Below are 19,308 nucleotides of genomic sequence, written 5' to 3' on the forward strand. Positions count from 1 at the left end.
GTATGGCTCGGGAGATACGAATCAAAATAACTATTTATTAGGGGGCGGTGTATCACTTGATGTACCTGGCTTTCAATATTTTAATGTGGCTTATTATCGTCGTTTTCAAGATGATATAGGCATTCAACGTGAAGATAATAACCAAATAACAGTCACGTGGGGCTATAACAAAGGTAACTTTAGATACGATGGCTTTTTAGATATTGTAGATAGCACCGACACAATGTTTGGTAAAAGTGAAGGCGGCTTTAACTTTACCTCACAGATTAAATACAATATTGCACCTATGCTCGGCTTCGATACCACTCGTCTTGATGTTGGTATTGAGTATGTTTATTGGAAAAATAAATTTGGTGTAGATGGTCAAACCGAACATAATCCAAACTTGCTAGTTAAATGGCATTTTTAACAGCAAATTGAATGGTATTTAATTAATAATTAAAGGCTACTTTTTAGTAGCTTTTTTATTTGATAATCTTAAATAATTGAATAGCTTAAATTAGTTGTGTTAGATTACTTTTTAATAACGCTATATGGATTTTTTCATGGACTCTGAAATAGATTTTTCTACCTACACTTTAGATGAGCTTTACTCATCAGCGAGAGCTATAGATCGCGAAGCCTACCCAGATCGAGCAAAAGAAATAGACGACTTAATTAAAACGCGAGAAACACAGAGCCCATCTGAAAATATTGTATCAAAAGTAGCAGGAGAAAAAGCAACGCGCTCAGATAGGCTAGTGGCTGCTATTGTTGATGGCGTTTTAGGTGTTGTTTGTTTTATACCTGTATTCATGCTCGTAGGGTTTGATAATTTAAGCCAACCAACACTTACTTTATCTGCAGGTTTGCTAGGTTATGGCATATTAAGCACGTTAGTGCTTCATGGTTACCTTATGTACCAACGCGGACAAACAATTGGTAAATCTTTAATGTCTATCCGTATTGAAAATTTAGACGGTACACAAGCAAGCTTTACTACAATTTACTTTAAACGCATGCTTTCTATGCAACTATTATCACTTGTCCCTTCGGTAGGTCAGTTTATAGCTGGTTTTGTTAATCCATTATTTATATTTGGAAAAGATAAACGATGTTTACATGATCATTTAGCGGGAACAAAAGTGAGTTATGTAGATTAATCAGGATATTAATTATGGCAGCTTTGCCTAGGCAAAAAAAATGACCCGGATTTAAGTTTGATTAGCAAAAGTTACAAAATGGCGTATTTCACTAAATTGTTAATATAATTAAAAAAACCTTACCGATTTTTTTTGACTAGTAACTAAGGATGATTATGAAATACAACACACAGCTAATTTTAGCACTAGCGGCTTCTTTAATTTGTTATTCAACATATATATTATTCATTGGTTTTCTTACCGCAGCGAAAATCAATGAGGTGATACATGAGAATGTTTATAAAAACAAACGAGTTTGATAAACTGTCAAGGCGTTACGCATGTATTAAATGTGGTACCTGGGTGAGCATAAAAGCCCAAAGCTGTAAGCAGTGCCAGCATAGTTTTACCGATAATGATAAAAGCTCAATGCAAACACTCTATAATCAAAATAAAGAGCAAAACTGGCAACATACAATATTGCCTATTATTTTTGTGATATTGGTAATAGCTTTATTGCTCATTTAATTTTTGCTTAAGATTTGAAAGTGCTCGACTGCAACTCTGTAACAAAACCTCTCTGTGCTTTAACGTGTAAAAACTACCCATAATTAAAATAATTACTCTTGTTAAGCCTTCTCTAAATATCACATAGCTAATGCATTTTAAAACACGAAATAAGTTTATAAATTTCAATCACTTAAATTATAAATTCATTTGTGTTTACTCACTTTTTTGGCACGTAAGTTGATACAACTCCTAATAAACTTTAAAAAGGAATTACCATGACTGCTGAATACTTTATGGTACTAGGGTTACTCGGTGTCGCATTTTTTGCTGTTGCAGGGGCATTGCTTGGGTATGAAAAAAACATTAGTGGCTTTGGCGTAGTAGTGGTGGCAACCGTTACAGCATTAGGGGGCGGTACCCTCAGAGATATACTTTTAAACAAACCGGTATTTTGGATTGCTACCCCGGAGTATTTATATTCAACCTATGGGGCCGTTATAGCAACAATTGCATTTATTCGATATTTACCGCGCGTTAATAATTACTACTTTTTATTAGTAGACGCTGTTGGTATGGCGTTATTTAATATTATGGGGATAGAAAAAGCACTCATTAATGGCTCTGGCATGGTGGTCGCAATTACCATGGGCATTACTACAGGTATATTTGGTGGTTTAATACGCGACGTAATTTGCCGTGAGGTGCCAACTGTGATGCGCAGCGAACCTTACGCCTCTGCGTGTTTAGCGGGTGGTGCAGTTTATGCCGCTTTATTTAGCCTTAATGTAGATTACATTTGGTGTATTTTAGGGTCATTTTTCACGACTATTTTTTTAAGATTAGGCTCTTTGCATTGGGGTTGGCATTTAACCATTTTCAGAAAAAAAGACTTCAGAGATCAAAGCGACTAATTTTAGCTACGAGTAGCCCGCGTTTGCATGTGGTACTCGTAATTATTCTCATCCGTTATAGTAAAACCCAGCCGCTTATAAAGTTCTAATGCTGGGTTGTTTTTAAGCACTGTGAGTTTAATCGGTTTTGACTGCGCACTTGTAATAACTTGTTCAATAACCGCTTTCCCATACCCTTTATTTTGATGCAGTGGATGTATTTGTAATTGCATTATTTCAACGTATTGAGCGTGCGTTTGGTATTTTAAAGTACCAATTGGTACCTCATTTATAACTATAAGATGGGAGCAGTCATATTGGTCATCAAGCCTTAAAACATGCTGTTGCTCAGTTATACCAATCCGCAATAATACTTAAGCATTTTGCGGGGCTAAACGTGTCGCTACCTGCGTTAAAAAATGCTCATTTAGAACAACTAAATAGCGAATTTTTTGCCTAGCTATCAACACGTTTTTCCAGCCTCAAAATAGATCACTTAATTAAGCGAATTGGTATTAAAAATAACCCGGCATTTTCTAAGTGTTCAACCATAGTCAGTTTTCTGAGGCTTAATAAGTAGTCTCTGTCTGAATATGCTGCCTTTATGAATTTAAAAACCATAGTGCTCCCTTGCAACAGCCTTAATGTTTATATTTGTAGAACTAACCAAAACAAGTGCGCAGTATTAAATGTGCAAGCCAAGCTAACAAAGGCAATACTACCAATACCCAAGTGCTTTCCACCAAAGCCCGCCAATAATTCCCCATACACTTAAATTAATAACGCTCATTATAAGGCCCATTACCCACCAGTCTTTTAATGATACATAGCCTGAGCCAAACACTATGGGTGATGTGCCTGTTGCGTAATGCGTTAACGACATCATGAGTGATGAAGCGCCAGCTAACAGTAAACCTAAAAATAAAGGCGGAGCGCCAAGCGCCAAACCTGCGGCGTAAAATGCGGCAAACATAGCAGTAATATGTGCTGTGGTACTGGCAAAAAAGTAATGAGCGTAAAAATACACAGCTACCAATATAATGGCCGATACAATCCAGTCAAAGCCCAGTTGCGCAATATTGCTCTCAACAAGTGTTGAAAACCACGTTACCAAACCTAGTTTATTTAAAAAAGTGGCCATCATTACTAATGCTGAAAACCAAACAACGGTATCCCACGCAGACTTTTCTTTAAGTACATCGTCCCAACTTAATACACCAGTCACTAATAAAACCGACAGACCCAAAAAAGCCACTGCGGTTGTGTTAACTGCGTAGTCAGCCCCTAAAATCATTGCGGGTACGCCGGCCCATAAAATAAGCAGCATGGCAAAAACTCCCACCATTATTTTTTCGCCGTAACTCATTGGGCCCATTTCAGTTAATTTAGATTCTGCGTAGGTTTTAGCGTCGGGTGTACTTTTAACTTCAGGTGGGTAAATGGCATAAACAACCAAAGGCACAAGGGCAATACATAGCAAACCAGGAACAAGCGCTGCGAGCGCCCACGTACCCCATGTAATACTAATATTTGCACCGGTAGCATCAGCAATCAGCTTTACAATTAGAGGGTTTGGCGCAGTCGCCGTAATAAACATAGCTGATGTAATAGGGTTTATATGGTAGCTCACTAAAGCAAGGTAGTGCCCAATTTTACGAGATGTGCCTTCCTCAGGGGACGAGCCAAAGCTTGTTGCTATCGACTTCATAATTGGGTGAATAATAGCGCCGCCTCGCGCGGTATTACTTGGCGTTACAGGCGCTATAACAAGTTCAGAAAGTGCGAGTGCGTAACCAATACCAATTGTTTTTTTACCAAAAAGAGAAATAAAATTATAGCCAATACGATTTCCCAAACCAGTTTTAGCTAAACCCCGAGAAATAATAATCGCAATACCAATCAACCAAATTAATGAATTAGAAAAGCCACTTAATGCATCTTTAATAGCGCCAGATGGGCTGTCATTAGTTACGCCGGTTAACGCAACAGAAGTAATAGCTAAAATAGCAATGGCGCCGATAGGCATTGCTTTACCAATAATGGCAACTACAGTACCAATAAATAAAGCGAGCAAATGCCATGCGTTTTCGGTAACACCTTGCGGGGGCGGTACAGCAAACCAAAGTAGTAAAACAATGGCTATAGAAATCAGTCCAGAGGTAACTCGAATATCAGTACCCTTCATTAAAAATGTCCCTAAGTTTTAGAAATGCATGCATTCTGTGTATTGAAAAGGCAACGTTATTCTACTTCATTTTATAATAAAAAAAATGACGCACATCATATGGATAACGATGAATATTAGACTTATTTAATTTTATTAATAAAGAGGTAATAAACTATAAACTAAAGTGATTGATTACATTACCCTATGAGAGCTTACGTTGTGCTTAATCAACTCTTATATTTTTAAGAGTTAGCTTGAATTGTTTTATCGACTAGCAAGGTCTTTGTAAGTCTTAACGAATACTTGGAGATACAATGAACTTAAAATTAACCAACAACGTGATTACTTTTTTATTAGCGAGTAGCTTTTTGTTACTTGGCTTGTCGTTTGCGTTAGGAGCAAACCCTAATACGTTAACGGCTACATTTAGCTTTTACGGCCTTGATTCGATAATGTCTGTATCTGCGTTAGGTTTAATTAGTGGCTCATTTATGATTGCCTTAGCGTTTGCCACCGTGCTCGCTCACCTTAAGCTAATGAAACCTACGCCAGCACTTTTACTTGCAGCAATTATAAGTTTAGTAGCATTACTTACCTTGTTTGCCAGTAACCGTTGGATGGCTCAACTTGGCGGCTTTCCAATCATTGGTAGTGGGCAGGGCATAATTAAATACTTTGCTGTAGTGCCTTTGTATTTGTTTTTATTTTATAAAGACAAACTTACCGACAAACAACACGTACTTTTAAACTTTATACCGGTTGCCATGGTTTTATTGTGGATTGGCGGCATGAAGTTTTATGAGTTTGAAGCAAAAGGCATTGTAAGTTTAGTAGAAACCTCACCGTTTATGTCATGGTTATACACGGTATTTAGCGTACAAGGTGCATCTAACGTGATTGGCGGGTTTGATGTATTATTTGCTGTGTTATTGGGATTAGGGCTATTTTTAAATAATAAAAAGCTAATTATTGTAAGTGGCTTAGCATGTTTAAGCGTATTTATGATGACCCAAACATTCTTAATTACCGCAACCGATGCATTTAGTTCTTCCACTTTATTGGAGCGCTTAGGGCAGTTTGTAATTAAAGATCTTTGGTATATAGCCAACCTTGTTGTTATTGCTTTTTTAATGATTTTTAAACCGACTAAATAAAGAGGACGTTATGATCAGTTGCAACCAATACGACTACATCGAAATTGCCTGTATGCACCATTTAAGCATTGAGCTTATATTAAAAAATGGTGATGGTGTATGTGGCGTAGCAACTGACACAAAACGCAGTGCTAATAGAGACGAATGCATAGTTGTTAGCGTAAATAGCGAGTTGCAACTCATTGTGCTCACTACAATTAGTATACTTAAAGCGCGTGAGAAAAACCCATACTTTGACCACGTGAAATTTGATATAAAGTAAGCACCTCACTCATTCGTTTTATTATAAACACCCCAGCGAGCCTGTATCATTAATATGTTAAGGCTCGCTTATCTCACCAATGCTTTAGCTAATTACGCGCTAAATACATAAAGCCAAAATTTTCCTATTACTTTTTCCTCTGTTTTATAATCGAGTTTTTCCACCAGATAAGGCTAAACGCCAACTATTAAAGCGTATAACAATGCTAAACCAGTATAAGTAAGCCTCAATAAGCTTTTGTGTAGCGTTTGGTATTCGTACGTATGTTATTTATGGTTGTAAAGGTAGCTACATAAATAAAGCTCTATTTTTGTTTTGTCCAATAGCATTATTAAACACCGTTTTGGTGAAAAATAACAAAGACCTTTTTATTACATGCCTAATTACTTGTTTACATTAAAGTTAGTTAGTGGAATTATTAAACAATGTAATAAACGCCGTTTTGGGGGGTATAACTCTCAAAGTGGTGTTCGATAAGTTGTCATAGCTCACGTAGTATTGTTTTAGGAGGTAACTTTGCCTAATCACGAAGAAATTCATAAAGCGTATATTAGTCAAGATGAAAGTGTTCTTAAATCCGCAGGATTAATTGCATTGAACAATGCATACAGGTTGCTGAAAAAAGCGAACATATATGGAAAGGTTTTAGAGATGGAAAACCTAGATTCAGAATTTAGAAAGCAAGATAAAGAACTGAACAATGGGGTAGGAACATTCGAAGAGAATTCATTAAAGTTGTTTGAGGTCGGAGTGAAAAGGTCTAAATGCTATAACGGATTTGCTGATGACTTAATAATGTTTGCAGCGTTTGAACAATATATTAATTCCTGCTTGCTAAGAAGCGGTTTTGTTGTTCATGTTATAGATAAAGATAAAAGTAAAACGAAGAGCTTGGGAAATAAACAAAAAAGGAAGCTGATTAATATTAGTGAAGTTACGGTAGGGACAGTTTTTAGACCGAATTCACTCAACGCATCACTATTAACATCAGATAAATACCTAAAACTTCTTAATCCTAGCGATACCATCAAAAGGGGGCTTGAAAGCCTAAAGTCTCGCAGAAATAAAACACATTTTGACTCACAGATCAATTCAGTGTCTTATTATGATCCTAGTTTTTTTGAAGCGTTTAAATTTATTCAAAATGTAATAGAGTATGATCACAATGAATGTTACTCGGTAGCTGAGCTCTAACTATGCAATTAAACGGAACAAAAACAGTTGGCTTTTGTTTGTGCCCACTAAGTATAACTAACCATTTTAGTCCGCATATTGCGGTGTTAGGATACTTTCATGATTAGTAGCATCGATGACATCGCTAAAAGTTACCAGAATTGGTATATGGATAATCTTAGCTATAGAGAACAGCTACTGACGCTAACACTATCAACAAAGATTGATGAAGATAAAGTTGTTGATTATTTGATTTCATTTAATGATGTTCAGTATTTTGCACTTTACGATGAATGTGATCATTTCAACGATTATCACAAGTATAGAGACTCTGGAATCGTGGGTGTTTATTCTCAGTCTTCGCTATTGGACTATGTTGGTCATAAAACTTTAGTCATGGATACTAGGCCAAATTGGGGTCTCAAGCATTATTCAGTAATGACAGGTATGGACTTTATTCATGTCATTACACACAAAGAGCCAGTGGTAGTACGCGTATCCTAACAAAACAAATAACAAACGAGGTAATCTACAGGCTCGTTATAAGCCTATGGAGGCTCTGCAAAATCATATGGAAATTCGCACTATTTCCTGGGAGCAAACAATCCCGCTTCGACAAAGTGTTCTTTGGCCAAACAAGCCTCCTGAATATTGCCATGTTGATGGCGATCATGACGCAATGCATTTTGGTGCCTTTGTTAATGACGAGCTTGTTTGTGTTGCCTCCGTATACATAAAATCAGATAAAGCTCGCCTACGTAAGTTTGCTACTAAAACTGATTATCAAGGGCAAGGCATTGGCTCTCAAATGCTAAAGTTTATTCTTCACTCTCTTAATAATACGGTTGTAAATTTTTTTTGGTGTGATGCTAGAGAATCAGCTTTAAGTTTCTATCAGCGTTTCGGCATGCAGCCATACGGGGAACGTTTTTATAAGGCTGATGTTTCTTACTTTAAAATGGAAGTTACTTTATAGTTAGTTTAAAGCGGCATATAACAACACCAAACTCTTTTTATATTCTGCGTAAAAATACAGTAATCGATTGAACCAAAATAGGAACTCAGCTATGGTTTATTTATCAATAAAAACAAATAAAAAACGAGTTAATCTACAGGCTCGTTATGTAACTACGTGAGGAGAGATGATGAACAAGGAAACTATAGGGAAATACGTCGCAGTTTTGGGATTATTGCTTTTCTGGGCACCACTTTGGGGAATTGTTGATTCGTATTTAATTATGTCCTCTTCATTTCAAGAGATAACGCTGTTTGGAAATAATGAACCTAAAATATCACAAGAAGAAATGTCATCAACAGCTTTGTCTACAGTAACAGGGTTCATCTTATTTTTAGTTGCACTTTGCTTTTTAACATTTTCCGTTGTGGGCTTAAACTATCGAACTGAGTGGCTTTTTTGGGTACTAATAATATATTCAACATTGTTACTCTTCATGTTCCCTGTTGGTACAGTGCTAGGAGTAACTGTGCTGGCAGTGCTAGTTTTAAACAAGAAAAAATTTGGACTTGACGGTGACGCTATATAACAAAACCATTAACCGGATTAGTACAAGAGCGCCACAAATCGGTTATGGCAGGCGTTAGCTTTCTAAGAAGGTTTCGAGTTGAGAACAATATTTAGCTTTATTTTAGCCTCTTTAGTTGTTGCATTTTTAGCGCCAATGGCAATTGAAATGAAATTTACTATTATTCCTTTTGGTATATTTATTTGTACGTTAATAGTTGTTCTAATTTTGGTTCCAGTAACAGCATTTCCCATTTATAAATTTATCACTAAAAGTTGTGATTATTCGCTAAATACAGTGCTCAAATCTTCAGTTATATCTACTTGCTTAGTTTCTTTTTTTTGTTTTCCCTTCAGGTTTAGATAGCTCAATTATTAATGGTAAGGTATTGGTCGAAAATGGTTCAATTACGTTAATAGGTTATGGATATAGCTTTTTACAATTGTTTTTATTTTCTATAGTAGGTCTTGTTGCTGGTATTGTATTTTTCGTTTCAAAAATAGAGTTAAATAAAAGCTAAAGAGTTAGGATGAAATTCATTCTAACTTTACATAAATAATAATTTATATCAGTTGCTTAGGTTTTATTTGTGACGGTGCGTCACGCAAAAAGCTGAACTACAATGAAAGAAAGAGTAAAAAGCCAAACCACACTAAACTTTTCCGTAATAGCTTCCAAAACGCCAATTAAAACAACAGCTAACTCTTTTTATATTCCACGTGAAATACAGTAAAAGATTGAACCAAAATAGGAACTCAGCTATGGTTTGTTTATCAATAAAAACAAATAAAAAACGAGTTAATCTACAAGCTAGTTATAAGCCATGAATATGAAATCAGCATCATTATTACAATATTTACTTATTTATCCTTTATACAATGTATTAGGGATGGTGTTTAGCACTGCAATTTTGTACTTTTTATTTTCATGGTCACTTGAGTATGCTAAAGCATTTTTTATGGTTTCATCTGTTTTTTTAGTTGGTGTATTTTACGTTCTAAACTTTCGAGCGATTATCTCTATAATGGTTACAAAATCAAAATAGCTACAATGAACAGTTATGATGACATCACCCTTTCTGTTGTGGAAATTACCAATTAAATCAGATTTTTAAGTGGGTTTTATAAAAATAAATCACGCAAAAAGCTGAGCTGGAATGAAAGAAAGAGTAAAAAGACACTCACACTAAATTATCCAGTAATACCCTCCAAAACATCAATTAAAACAACACCTAGTCCTCTTATTATATTCCACGTGAAGTGAAGTAACCGATTGAACCAAAATAGGAACTCAGCTATGGTTTGTTTATCAATAAAAAATTAAAAAACGAGTTAATCTACAGGCTTGTTATATTTCACGGAGGATTTAGGTTGTCATTTCCAACTTTAGAGACAAATCGCTTAAGGTTAGATCAATTATCAAAAGAAGATTCAAATAGTTTGTTTGAGTTGTTCTCGGACAATTCAGTTGTAGAATATTATGATTTAGAGGCGTTTACTGAACTGTCACAAGCCAGCCATTTAATTGAGTTTTTTAACGCTCGTTTTAAAGAAAACTCAGGTATTCGTTGGGCTATTCGGCTAAAAGAAACAAATCAACTTATAGGTACTTGCGGCTTTAATACTTGGAGTCCTAAAATGAAAAACGCTGTTATTGGATATGATTTACTGCCTAAATATTGGGGTAAGGGTTTTTCCACTGAAGCAGTTCATCGAATAGTTAAAGCCGCATTTTCAGGTGACTTATCTTGCGGTAAACTTAATCGTATTCAAGGCGATACTGTTCTTGGAAACTCTGCATCTGAGTCACTCCTTTTAAAAGTTGGGTTCAAAGAGGAAGGTATAAGGCGTCAAAGTGGTTACTGGAAAAATCAGTTTCACGATCTTAAATGCTTTGGGTTAATTCAGTCCGAGTACTCTGAAATACGCCAAGTTAGGATAATAACAAACAGTTAGCACACTAAATTTCCAGTAATACCTTCCAAAACGTCAATTAAAACAACACCTATTCCTCTTTTTATATTCCACGTGAAATACAGTAACGATTGAACCAAAATAGGAACTCAGCTATGGTTTGTTTATCAAAAAAATAAAAAACGAGTTAATCTACAGGCTCGTTAAGATTAAAGAAACTAATTAATTGAATCTGGCTGTTAGAGCTATTCTACAGCCTCGTTGTATTACTAAAGGATTATCGTGAAATACTCTAGGATTATACTCTTTTCAGTAGGGTTGTATTTATTGCTAGTTGCTTTATCAACAATAGCAACAAAGATTGTTGGCTTTGATGAGATGACTCAAAGTACCTCATTAGCTTTTACTTATTACGTCCTCGGATTTGTAACCCCTTTAATCGTGTATTGTTACTTAGGCTATAAGCAAACAGTGGGTCCCTATAAACAAGCCTTTTTAGTTTCGGCGGTTTATTGGTTTATTAATCTAAGTGTCGGTGCCTTACTATACATTTTGTTAGAGATATCAATGGAGGCTTTAGTATATTTGGTTTCGGCTTTGCTGCATGTTATTGCTGTTTTATTAGGGACATTACTTGGTATTCAATTACGTCGTAAAATAGTTGAGCGTAAATAAACAAATCGTAAAGCAGAGCAAAAACAGCTGGTTTTTGCTTTTTCACCCTAACCTTAGATAACAACCTTACGGCCTATTTATTGGGCATAAGTAAAAAAGGAATTTGAATTTGCTATTCGATTGGTTTAGCTCTGAAAAACCCAATGTTTATTTAGGGTCGTTAGCTGTGGCTAATAACAGCCATTTTTCTAAAATAGAGTCGTTTTTTTATATAACGGGCGATTCCCTACAAGATCATATGCACAAGAAGCTTGAAGATATTTTTTGTCTTCACAGTATTTCGTCTATTAAAGAGCCTAAAAAATCAGATATTGGTTTAGATGTTGTTATAGTTACTTTGCATGGTGGTGATGCATTCACTATAGATTTTGATACAGCTGTTATTCCGCTATTTTGGCGACCAAAAGTTAAATTAGTGTCGCGCTTGTATAACATTAAACACAACAAGACGATTAAAACGTTCAGCGTTTCTAAATCTGTTACGTGGCGTCAATTTATTGCTAAAAAATTTGGCTTAAGAGGTTTTTTCGTTGGGGTCCTTTGTATCATAACGAAGACATGGAAATACTGTTGTATAAAGCATGCTACGAGTTATTAAATAAAATGCGGAAGGCTATTTAACCAGTAGCCAATAAGAATAATTAAAATAAGATAAAAATACATTTTGCTCTTGGTGGACATCATTACAAACAAAATTACTAATCATAAAAGGATTTAAGAATGAAAAAATTTATATACGCAGCTGCAGCTATTTTATTGCCTACCATTCTTGGGGTTTTATTTGGTGGCATTATAAGCGAGAAAAGTGGTTTTTTAGAAAGCTTTAAAGCATACGGTTTTATTTGCTTACCTATAGCTGCGATAACCTATTTTGCAGGTTTACGTGCAAATCAAGGTAAAGCTAAGTATGAAGTTAGCAATAAATTAACCAAGAACAAAAAGCAGTTCGCTTTGCTGCCACAATACTTATTTTTACAAATATATTTTGCCTATTTAAGGCAGCACTAGATATAAAAATACAAGGATGCATAATTGAATTATTTAAATTGGTTACAAAATACATACCCAGAGCTAAATGAGATATCAAATGAAACTATTAACTCTCATATCGACAAAGCAAAGTCTGATACAGAGCTTTTTAGGGAATTAATTAAAGTATTAGGTAGCTTATTTTTTATTATCCCGTTCAACTTATACCTTTATATTTCGGGTATTCAGGCATCTAACAGCCCTTTATATTGGTTTTTGGTTGTGGCTTCAATTGCTGTTGGTGGTTTTATCGGGCTTTATTGCGAGCAAAAGGTCATTAAAAAACGTCTTAAAAAATAATACAGTTAAAGGCGTTTTAAATGACTAATGATGAAGGGCAGTTAGGGTGACCTTATTCTAACCGTTACGGAAATTATCAATTATAGAATGGTAAACAACTTGGCTTTATTAAGCCTGATTCTCTTTAAAATAAAAAGCGGAATATTACGGTCAATAAATGCATGGGTAAATTGATTTTAAGTTGATAGGAACTCAGCTATGGTTTGTTTATCAATAAAAAATAAAAAACGAGTTAATCTACAGGCTAATTATACGTATCTCAGATTATGGAGAATCTTTTGAATCTTAAAATTAAAACATCTAAAGCCGACTATGACGCTTTTTACGCTCACACAGCATCTAAGGTGTTGAAATCCTATACATGGATACCCATGCTTAAAAATGTGTGTCTTTGGTTGGTGCTAACTTTTAGTTTTATGTCCTTCTTTCAGTTTCAGTCTGGCGGAATAGAAAATAAGTTGTTCTTTTCTGTTTTCACATTATCCATTTTATTTTTTATTTACGTCGCTCTCAGTAAATTTATGGAAGTGAAAATTGCACAATGTTTTACACCAAATGAAAATGGAATAATGATTGGTCCTAAAGAGTTTGAAATAAGCGCTGATGGTATAAAAGAAATCCACCAATATGGTTATAACTTTTATGACTGGGATGTTGTAGAGCATATCGAAGAAGTTAATGGTTCAATCTATGTATATGTTGATAAAGTACTTGCCATAATTTTCAACCCTGAGTCGTTGAAACCTGATAAATGTAAAGAAGATCTTTTAGCTACGATGAACAAACACGTAACAGCACGCCCTGAGGTGGACGACTAGTCAAATTTAGCTATTAATTGCAAATTTTAAAAGTGGTGAGCCTCTTTGTTTTTCAACACCTAAATGTAATCCTTATCGATTTAAATACCAGAGTTCTATATAGGCTTACCCTTCACTTTTTACTGCTTATAATACGCTTTAGCCCAAATCAACTATGTAACTACAACGAATAGAAAAACCAGCCACTCTACAAATATTTGCCTTGGAATAGTGGGCAACTAAAACCTAAATATATCCATACCTCTTGACGGCTTCGTCCAATAAACAGCGCAATCTCCGTTTATTTTCACTTCAGCGATATCATTAAACGCGCGCAATTTCCCTTAAAACCAATTCCCGTAAAAACAAATTAATTATGGGAGGTCCTGTAGTCAAATAACAATACTTTAGTAAACGCTAGTTCATATTACGTCACGTAATATCTATACAGAACTTTAAGTTAAACATACGTTCGTGCAGCGTTCCCATTTTTATTTGACTCAATTTATTGGACATTCTTTTTATGAAATTAAAGTTATTTATCGCAATTATTTTTAGCACTTCGATGTCGTCTTACGCGACAAAAGCAGTAGATAAAACGGAGTTTTCATTCGAAGACTTAAAAGCGCTGGCAAAAGCCTCAGCCGAAAAGCCCTATACGCCAACTAAGGTGCCAGCGCCGGAGTTAATCGATAAAATTACGTATGACGAACATTGGAAAATACGCTTTAAAGAAGATGAAACCTTATACCCAAGTGGAAAAAAGGCACCTGTACAATTATTTTACCCTGGGCGATATTTTCCTGAGCCAGTAAGTATTTACATCAGAGACGATAAAAATCAGGTTCAAAATGTACCTTTTAGTAATGATGTTTTTGATATGCCTGATGACAGCCCAGCTCACGATCTCCCAGAAGGGTTTGGATTTGCAGGCTTTAGAATAATGCGCCCAGATATGAAACCAGATTGGATATCTTTTTTAGGCGCGTCTTATTTTCGTACCGACGGGCCAGAGGGGCAATATGGACTGTCGGCTCGAGGTATTGCAATTAATACGGGCATGAATCAACCAGAAGAATTTCCGCGCTTTTCTGCATTTTGGATTGGCCCCGCAGAGAAAAAAGGTGAAAGTGTGTCTGTTTGGGCATTGCTTGAAGGGCCTTCTATCACTGGTGCTTATCGATTTGGTTTAAGCAAAGATAACAAAGAAGCCAAAGGCCATATTACCTCTGTAACGGCAAATTTGTATATGCGCGCCGATGTTGAACGCTTAGGCGTAGCCCCGTTAACCAGTATGTATTGGTACTCACAAAAAGATAAAACAGAAGCTAAAGATTGGCGCCCAGAAATTCACGATAGCGATGGCCTGGCGATTCACACAGGATCGGGTCAATACGTTTGGCGCCCATTAAATAATCCTCAGTCGGTGTCGACCAATAGTTTTATTGATGAGAACCCAAAAGGGTTTGGCTTAATCCAAAGAGACCGTGACTTTAATAACTACCAAGACGATGGCGTATTTTATAATAAGCGTTCATCAGCGTGGATAAAACCTACTGACGATTGGGGCAAAGGCGCAGTTCAGTTAATCGAAATTCCTACAAAAGACGAGACGTTTGACAATATTGTTGCCTATTGGGTGCCTGAAAAAGAGGCGCGCAAAGGTGATGAGTTTACCTTTTCTTATGATATTGAATGGCGTCCACTCGATCCAAAATCAAAAACGCTTGCAAGCGTTGTAAATACTCGCCAAGGCTTAGGCGGAATTCCCGGCCAGCCTATTCCTGAAGGCGTTAACAAGATGGTGATTGATTTTGAAGGTCCAGTATTTAAAGGCTTAGATAACAAAAGTGGTATAAAGCCGATTGTTGAAGCCAGCAATGGTGAAATACTAGAACCTATTGGAGTTTATCCGGTAGTTGGTACAAACCAATGGCGATTAGCGTTTGACTACAAACAAGCTAACAACAATCCGGTGAACATACGCGCGTATTTAGTTGATAAAAATGATGAAGCTATAACTGAGACATGGGTAAGTGATGCAAAGGTAACGATTAAATAAGCCTTTAAATAGGCATTAAAGTAAAACGGGTGGCTATATTTTGATTTGCTAGGCAATTATAGCCACCATAATATTTACTTAATCGAACGTTACGAGTAAATATTAGTTAAAGTAACTGTTTAGCATATTGTTCTTAAATGAACTCAGGCGCTTTTTATCCTTATTCTTTTTATTGACCTAAAGCATTAAATAATTGTTTAGTTACTTTTTTAATGCTTGGCTTTATGTATGCTTTAATTAAATTTATAATTAAAGCATACAAATTACGTGCATAAAAAGTAATGGATACAAATTTTAGTGGAACTTAATATGACATTTTTAAAAAATGTAAAGCAACAAGCGGCGACTAAAACGCCTTCTGAATTAGAGCGTTTATGGCAGCGAATTGAAAAACATACTAAGCGTAACGCAAACTTTGATATTAAAAAGCAGACCCTGTTTTCTCAATTTCAAGAACAAGTAGAGCATCATGAGCAACTTCAAGCTCAAATGATTGCAGAACAAATTATTCATTTTAGTAAGTTTATCCAACGTAAAAGTTTAACTATTGAACAGCGTAATGAACTTGTGGATTGGATAAATGAAGATTTAGATTATTTGTCAGAACATCCATTCATTGGCGAGTTGAATGTTGAGGAAGTGTCTCAAGTTTTTCAATCTTACCTAAATAAGTATAACCAAGATAAGGTTAGTACAATCCCTTCTTCAGAGTTAAATATATTACGTAATATGTTACAGCAAGATTTCCTCGGTTTAGAATTAACAGATGACGAACTGAGAGAAATAACAGCTGATCCTTCATTGCTTTATAAGCACCTTGACGAGCAAGGTTTTGGTGAGGAGAAAGATGATGAAGCGTTTAGTGCAGATAATATGCACTATGAACAAGATGAAGATTGGGATGACTTTTTTGACCAACACGAACGATTTGATCGCGATGAAATTAAACAACAAAAAAACAACTCAAAATTAGAAAAGTTATTTAAAGGCTCGCAGCTAAACAAAATGTATAAACGTTTAGCATCTAAGTTGCATCCAGATAAAGAATCTGATCTTGCAAAAAAAGCAGAAAAACACGAACTAATGCAACAGTTAGTACAAGCTCGAAAAGAGAAAGACGGTTTTACTTTATTACAACTTTACATAAGCCATTTTGACGACGATGTCGATTTTGATGAAGAAACCAAAGCAAACTTAATACCGTTACTGCAAAATAAAATAATCGAGCTAAATGAACAGCATCGCCAACAAAAAGAAAGTAATGACCAATATACAATTGTGTGGCGTAAGTTTAATGGTCGTAGTAAAGCGCAAATTAAAGATAATTTTGTAAACCATTTAGCGGCGCTAAATAATGAATGTGATGAAATTGCTAAACGTTTAGAGTATTGCACTACGGTTAAATCACTTAAAGAAGAGCTTAACAACCGAATTATGAATAAACGTCATATGCCCATGTCTTTAGAGGCGGCTCTCGAAAACATGTTCAATTTTTGATGAATTAACAGTGACGCCAGCCTAAGTTTTTTCATTAAGTTAGAATGGCTGTCCTGTTTAGCTGTTTCTTTACGCTGCGGCAACTGTATTGTCTTGTTCATAATGTAGAAAAACTGCAAAATGCGATGTATTAAGAAAGATAAGCCCTTAGTTCCTCAATAAAGTCACTCAAACACCAGTGTTCCCTTCTAAAATACTAATTAAAACAACACCGAACACTTTTTTGTATTTTACGTAAAAATACAGTAAACGATTGAATCAAAATATGAACTCGGCTATGGTTTGTTTATCAATAAAAATAAAAAAAACGAGTTAACTTACTGTTTGTTAGCTGTTTTGAGGGATTGTATGTTTTTTTTGAGTAAATTATTTTGTTGGGAGCGAGGCCGACAAAAATCAGGCTACGATAAAATGTTGATTTGTGGTGCTACGTGGCCAATTAAATTTGATACATATTTGCTTAAATTCCCACAAGGAAGTGAAATAGCACCACACACAGACAAAGTTGAATCTGGTAAACACTATCGATTGAATATAGTGCTTAAAAAAGCAGATTTGGGTGGTGAGTTTATTTGCAGTAATCCGATATTTGAAACAAAGCGGGTTAAGCTATTCCGCCCTGATGTAAGTGAGCATCAGGTATCAAAAGTTATAAAAGGTAATAGATATTTACTCAGCATTGGGTGGATAAAAAGGAGCTCTAAATGCTAGATTTAAGACCTAATTGTGAATGTTGTGATAAGAATCTACCTGCACAGTCCAGTGAGGCTTTTATTTGTTCATTTGAATGCACATTTTGTTCTGGCTGTGCTCAAACGGTGTTAAATAACGTGTGCCCAAACTGCTCAGGTAATTTGGTTCAGCGGCAAATTCGCCCTTTGGCTGCACTAAAAAATTACCCAGCATCGACTAAGCGGGTATTAAAAGAAAGTGGTTGTACGCCAAACACATAAGAACATAAAGTATAATAATGACGTGGTTTAATGGATTCGACTACCCCAGTTAAGAGATAATCAACTTAACTGGAGATCGATAATGACAAAACGTAAAAAGTATTCCAAAGAATTTAAACTTGATGCCATCGCATTAGTTGTTGAGCAAAACTACTCTCAAGCAGAAGCCTCTAGAAATTTAGGGGTAAATCCCAACATGCTTGGTCGGTGGATAAAAGAAGCTGAAAATGATGATGGGCAGGCTTTTAGAGGGAATGGTAATTTGACCCCTGAGCAAGAAGAGATCAGAGAGCTAAAAGCGCAAGTGAAACGCCTAGAAATGGAGCGTGAAATATTAAAAAAAGCGACGGTCTTCTTTGCCAAAGAAACGAAGTGAAATACTCGTTCATAACCCAATACAAGAAGACCTGGCCTGTGGCGGTAATGTGCCGAATACTGGGTGTAAAAAGTAACAATTACTATAGTTATCAAAAGCGATATTCAACTAAATCAGAGGATCCAACACATCAAGAAATGATTGATTGGGTCAAGGACATAGCGCACTTCAGTGATAATACTTACGGTGAAAGGCGTATTCAGAAAGTCTTAAATGCACTCGGTTTTCCGGTGAGCCGTCACAAAACAGCACAGTTAATGAAAGAGGCAAATGTCTGGGTGCGTTATAAAAAGAAATACAAAGTAACAACGAATAGTGACCATAACAAGCCTATTTATCCCAATGTACTTGAGCAAAACTTCAACGTTGAAGCCGCTGATCAAGCTTGGGTACAAGATATCACTTATGTTTGGACTGCAGAAGGTTGGTTATATCTGGCGGTAGTGATTGATTTATATTCGCGTAAAGTCGTTGGTTGGAGCATGGGCTCACGAATGAAAGCGCAGCTTGTCTGTGACGCACTGACTATGGCGATGTGGCAACGCCAACCCAAAGCAGGGTTGATTATCCATTCAGATCAAGGGGTTCAATATGCAAGCCATCAATATCGTAGATTGCTCAAGTCAAACGACTTCATTGGTAGCATGAGTAAGAAAGGTTGTTGCTGGGATAATGCTGTTGCAGAAAGCTTCTTCGGTAGTTTGAAGCAAGAGCGCGTGCATTGGAAAAATTACCCAACGCGTTATGAAGCTCAACAGGATGTAATGAATTACATCTGCATGTGGTACAACAGTCGTCGCTTACATTCGTACTTAAATTATCAAAGCCCAAATGACTTTGAAGAACGAACCGAAACATTAGATATGGTTTCTTAACTAGGGTGACTGAATTTAGTTGACCACGTCA

23 protein-coding genes and 1 pseudogene are annotated in these 19,308 nt (G+C 35.9%); 21 read left to right on the plus strand and 3 right to left on the minus strand.

The features are described from left to right. The 4 genes and pseudogenes from L654_RS0102975 to L654_RS0102990 all read left to right on the plus strand — a co-directional run. Positions 1-409: pseudogene (locus L654_RS0102975) on the plus strand (DUF5020 domain-containing protein); the annotation flags it as partial. A gap of 136 nt (positions 410-545) precedes the next feature. Then, on the plus strand, positions 546-1,142 hold the full coding sequence (locus tag L654_RS0102980; RefSeq protein WP_024607225.1) for an RDD family protein: 597 nt from the start codon (positions 546-548) through the stop codon (positions 1,140-1,142). A 267-nt stretch (positions 1,143-1,409) separates the two neighbouring features. Beyond that, positions 1,410-1,649, plus strand: coding sequence for a hypothetical protein (locus tag L654_RS0102985; RefSeq protein ID WP_024607226.1), 240 nt, complete (start codon positions 1,410-1,412; stop codon positions 1,647-1,649). A 257-nt stretch (positions 1,650-1,906) separates the two neighbouring features. Further along, complete coding sequence (locus L654_RS0102990; protein WP_004334621.1) at positions 1,907-2,542, plus strand: trimeric intracellular cation channel family protein; 636 nt, start codon at positions 1,907-1,909, stop codon at positions 2,540-2,542. A gap of 2 nt (positions 2,543-2,544) precedes the next feature. Here the strand turns inward: L654_RS0102990 and L654_RS0102995 are convergent, their stop codons facing one another. The 3 genes from L654_RS0102995 to L654_RS0103005 form a co-directional block, all read right to left on the minus strand. Beyond that, the gene (locus L654_RS0102995; protein WP_024591969.1) at positions 2,545-2,889 is read right to left on the minus strand and encodes a GNAT family N-acetyltransferase; all 345 of its coding nucleotides are present in this window, start codon (positions 2,887-2,889) and stop codon (positions 2,545-2,547) included. Positions 2,890-3,013: 124 nt separating this feature from the next. Next, positions 3,014-3,142, minus strand: a complete 129-nt coding sequence (locus L654_RS1000000128510; protein WP_010553575.1) for a hypothetical protein — start codon at positions 3,140-3,142, stop codon at positions 3,014-3,016. 97 nt (positions 3,143-3,239) lie between these two features. Then, on the minus strand, positions 3,240-4,706 hold the full coding sequence (locus L654_RS0103005) for a DASS family sodium-coupled anion symporter (protein ID WP_024607227.1): 1,467 nt from the start codon (positions 4,704-4,706) through the stop codon (positions 3,240-3,242). A 296-nt stretch (positions 4,707-5,002) separates the two neighbouring features. On the opposite strand from L654_RS0103005, the gene L654_RS0103010 reads away from it, so the two are divergent. The 17 genes from L654_RS0103010 (at position 5,003) to L654_RS0103110 (ending at position 19,277) form a co-directional block, all read left to right on the plus strand. Continuing rightward, entirely contained in the window at positions 5,003-5,842 is an 840-nt protein-coding gene (locus L654_RS0103010; RefSeq protein WP_024607228.1) for a DUF417 family protein, read from the plus strand. A 10-nt stretch (positions 5,843-5,852) separates the two neighbouring features. Continuing rightward, positions 5,853-6,104: a Rho-binding antiterminator gene (locus L654_RS0103015; protein WP_024607229.1), complete on the plus strand. Its 252-nt coding sequence runs from the start codon at positions 5,853-5,855 to the stop codon at positions 6,102-6,104. Between the two features lie 516 nt (positions 6,105-6,620). Further along, positions 6,621-7,298: a hypothetical protein gene (locus L654_RS0103020; protein ID WP_024607230.1), complete on the plus strand. Its 678-nt coding sequence runs from the start codon at positions 6,621-6,623 to the stop codon at positions 7,296-7,298. A gap of 99 nt (positions 7,299-7,397) precedes the next feature. Beyond that, positions 7,398-7,781 carry a hypothetical protein gene (locus tag L654_RS0103025; RefSeq protein ID WP_024607231.1) on the plus strand — a complete coding sequence of 128 codons (384 nt, stop codon included), beginning with the start codon at positions 7,398-7,400 and terminating at the stop codon, positions 7,779-7,781. 67 nt (positions 7,782-7,848) lie between these two features. Next, positions 7,849-8,253, plus strand: a complete 405-nt coding sequence (locus tag L654_RS0103030) for a GNAT family N-acetyltransferase (RefSeq protein ID WP_024607232.1) — start codon at positions 7,849-7,851, stop codon at positions 8,251-8,253. Between the two features lie 169 nt (positions 8,254-8,422). Continuing rightward, the gene (locus tag L654_RS0103035) at positions 8,423-8,821 is read left to right on the plus strand and encodes a hypothetical protein (protein WP_024607233.1); all 399 of its coding nucleotides are present in this window, start codon (positions 8,423-8,425) and stop codon (positions 8,819-8,821) included. 1,349 nt (positions 8,822-10,170) lie between these two features. Then, positions 10,171-10,755 carry a GNAT family protein gene (locus tag L654_RS0103050; protein ID WP_024607235.1) on the plus strand — a complete coding sequence of 195 codons (585 nt, stop codon included), beginning with the start codon at positions 10,171-10,173 and terminating at the stop codon, positions 10,753-10,755. Between the two features lie 285 nt (positions 10,756-11,040). Further along, complete coding sequence (locus L654_RS0103055; protein WP_024591961.1) at positions 11,041-11,388, plus strand: hypothetical protein; 348 nt, start codon at positions 11,041-11,043, stop codon at positions 11,386-11,388. A 109-nt stretch (positions 11,389-11,497) separates the two neighbouring features. After that, entirely contained in the window at positions 11,498-11,986 is a 489-nt protein-coding gene (locus tag L654_RS01000000125380) for a hypothetical protein (RefSeq protein ID WP_225305700.1), read from the plus strand. Positions 11,987-12,108: 122 nt separating this feature from the next. Then, a complete protein-coding gene (locus L654_RS0103065) occupies positions 12,109-12,396 on the plus strand; it encodes a hypothetical protein (RefSeq protein WP_024591959.1) in 288 nt (95 codons plus the stop codon). A gap of 24 nt (positions 12,397-12,420) precedes the next feature. Continuing rightward, positions 12,421-12,717 (plus strand): hypothetical protein, encoded by a 297-nt coding sequence (locus tag L654_RS0103070; RefSeq protein ID WP_024607236.1) that lies wholly within the window; start codon positions 12,421-12,423, stop codon positions 12,715-12,717. A gap of 521 nt (positions 12,718-13,238) precedes the next feature. Beyond that, positions 13,239-13,535: a YcxB family protein gene (locus L654_RS1000000127735; RefSeq protein ID WP_139016088.1), complete on the plus strand. Its 297-nt coding sequence runs from the start codon at positions 13,239-13,241 to the stop codon at positions 13,533-13,535. Positions 13,536-14,037: 502 nt separating this feature from the next. After that, on the plus strand, positions 14,038-15,576 hold the full coding sequence (locus L654_RS0103080; RefSeq protein ID WP_024607238.1) for a glucan biosynthesis protein: 1,539 nt from the start codon (positions 14,038-14,040) through the stop codon (positions 15,574-15,576). Between the two features lie 309 nt (positions 15,577-15,885). Then, positions 15,886-17,073: a hypothetical protein gene (locus L654_RS0103090; RefSeq protein WP_024607239.1), complete on the plus strand. Its 1,188-nt coding sequence runs from the start codon at positions 15,886-15,888 to the stop codon at positions 17,071-17,073. A 348-nt stretch (positions 17,074-17,421) separates the two neighbouring features. Then, the gene (locus L654_RS0103095; protein ID WP_024607240.1) at positions 17,422-17,784 is read left to right on the plus strand and encodes a 2OG-Fe(II) oxygenase; all 363 of its coding nucleotides are present in this window, start codon (positions 17,422-17,424) and stop codon (positions 17,782-17,784) included. Next, positions 17,778-18,026, plus strand: a complete 249-nt coding sequence (locus L654_RS1000000127205; protein ID WP_024607241.1) for a DUF1272 domain-containing protein — start codon at positions 17,778-17,780, stop codon at positions 18,024-18,026. The genes L654_RS0103095 and L654_RS1000000127205 overlap by 7 nt, the downstream gene beginning before the upstream one ends. An 82-nt stretch (positions 18,027-18,108) precedes the next feature. Beyond that, a protein-coding gene (locus tag L654_RS0103110; RefSeq protein WP_139016089.1) for an IS3 family transposase occupies positions 18,109-19,277 on the plus strand; the annotation gives its coding sequence in 2 pieces (ribosomal slippage) (positions 18,109-18,385 and positions 18,385-19,277; 1,170 coding nt in all). Positions 19,278-19,308: the final 31 nt, after the last annotated feature.

It is taken from the genome of Pseudoalteromonas sp. TAB23 (genome assembly GCF_000498075.1).
Lineage (GTDB): Bacteria > Pseudomonadota > Gammaproteobacteria > Enterobacterales > Alteromonadaceae > Pseudoalteromonas > Pseudoalteromonas arctica.

Coding starts and splice junctions, on each gene's coding strand:
- L654_RS0103010 (WP_024607228.1), top strand. CDS start 5,003: ATGAACTTAAAATTAACCAACAACGTGATTACTTTTTTATTAGCGAGT.
- L654_RS0102990 (WP_004334621.1), top strand. CDS start 1,907: ATGACTGCTGAATACTTTATGGTACTAGGGTTACTCGGTGTCGCATTT.
- L654_RS0103065 (WP_024591959.1), top strand. CDS start 12,109: ATGAAAAAATTTATATACGCAGCTGCAGCTATTTTATTGCCTACCATT.
- L654_RS0103025 (WP_024607231.1), top strand. CDS start 7,398: ATGATTAGTAGCATCGATGACATCGCTAAAAGTTACCAGAATTGGTAT.
- L654_RS0103095 (WP_024607240.1), top strand. CDS start 17,422: ATGTTTTTTTTGAGTAAATTATTTTGTTGGGAGCGAGGCCGACAAAAA.
- L654_RS1000000128510 (WP_010553575.1), bottom strand. CDS start 3,142: ATGGTTTTTAAATTCATAAAGGCAGCATATTCAGACAGAGACTACTTA.
- L654_RS1000000127735 (WP_139016088.1), top strand. CDS start 13,239: ATGGAAGTGAAAATTGCACAATGTTTTACACCAAATGAAAATGGAATA.
- L654_RS0103080 (WP_024607238.1), top strand. CDS start 14,038: ATGAAATTAAAGTTATTTATCGCAATTATTTTTAGCACTTCGATGTCG.
- L654_RS1000000127205 (WP_024607241.1), top strand. CDS start 17,778: ATGCTAGATTTAAGACCTAATTGTGAATGTTGTGATAAGAATCTACCT.
- L654_RS0103030 (WP_024607232.1), top strand. CDS start 7,849: ATGGAAATTCGCACTATTTCCTGGGAGCAAACAATCCCGCTTCGACAA.
- L654_RS0103015 (WP_024607229.1), top strand. CDS start 5,853: ATGATCAGTTGCAACCAATACGACTACATCGAAATTGCCTGTATGCAC.
- L654_RS0103035 (WP_024607233.1), top strand. CDS start 8,423: ATGAACAAGGAAACTATAGGGAAATACGTCGCAGTTTTGGGATTATTG.
- L654_RS0102980 (WP_024607225.1), top strand. CDS start 546: ATGGACTCTGAAATAGATTTTTCTACCTACACTTTAGATGAGCTTTAC.
- L654_RS0103005 (WP_024607227.1), bottom strand. CDS start 4,706: ATGAAGGGTACTGATATTCGAGTTACCTCTGGACTGATTTCTATAGCC.
- L654_RS0102985 (WP_024607226.1), top strand. CDS start 1,410: ATGAGAATGTTTATAAAAACAAACGAGTTTGATAAACTGTCAAGGCGT.
- L654_RS0103090 (WP_024607239.1), top strand. CDS start 15,886: ATGACATTTTTAAAAAATGTAAAGCAACAAGCGGCGACTAAAACGCCT.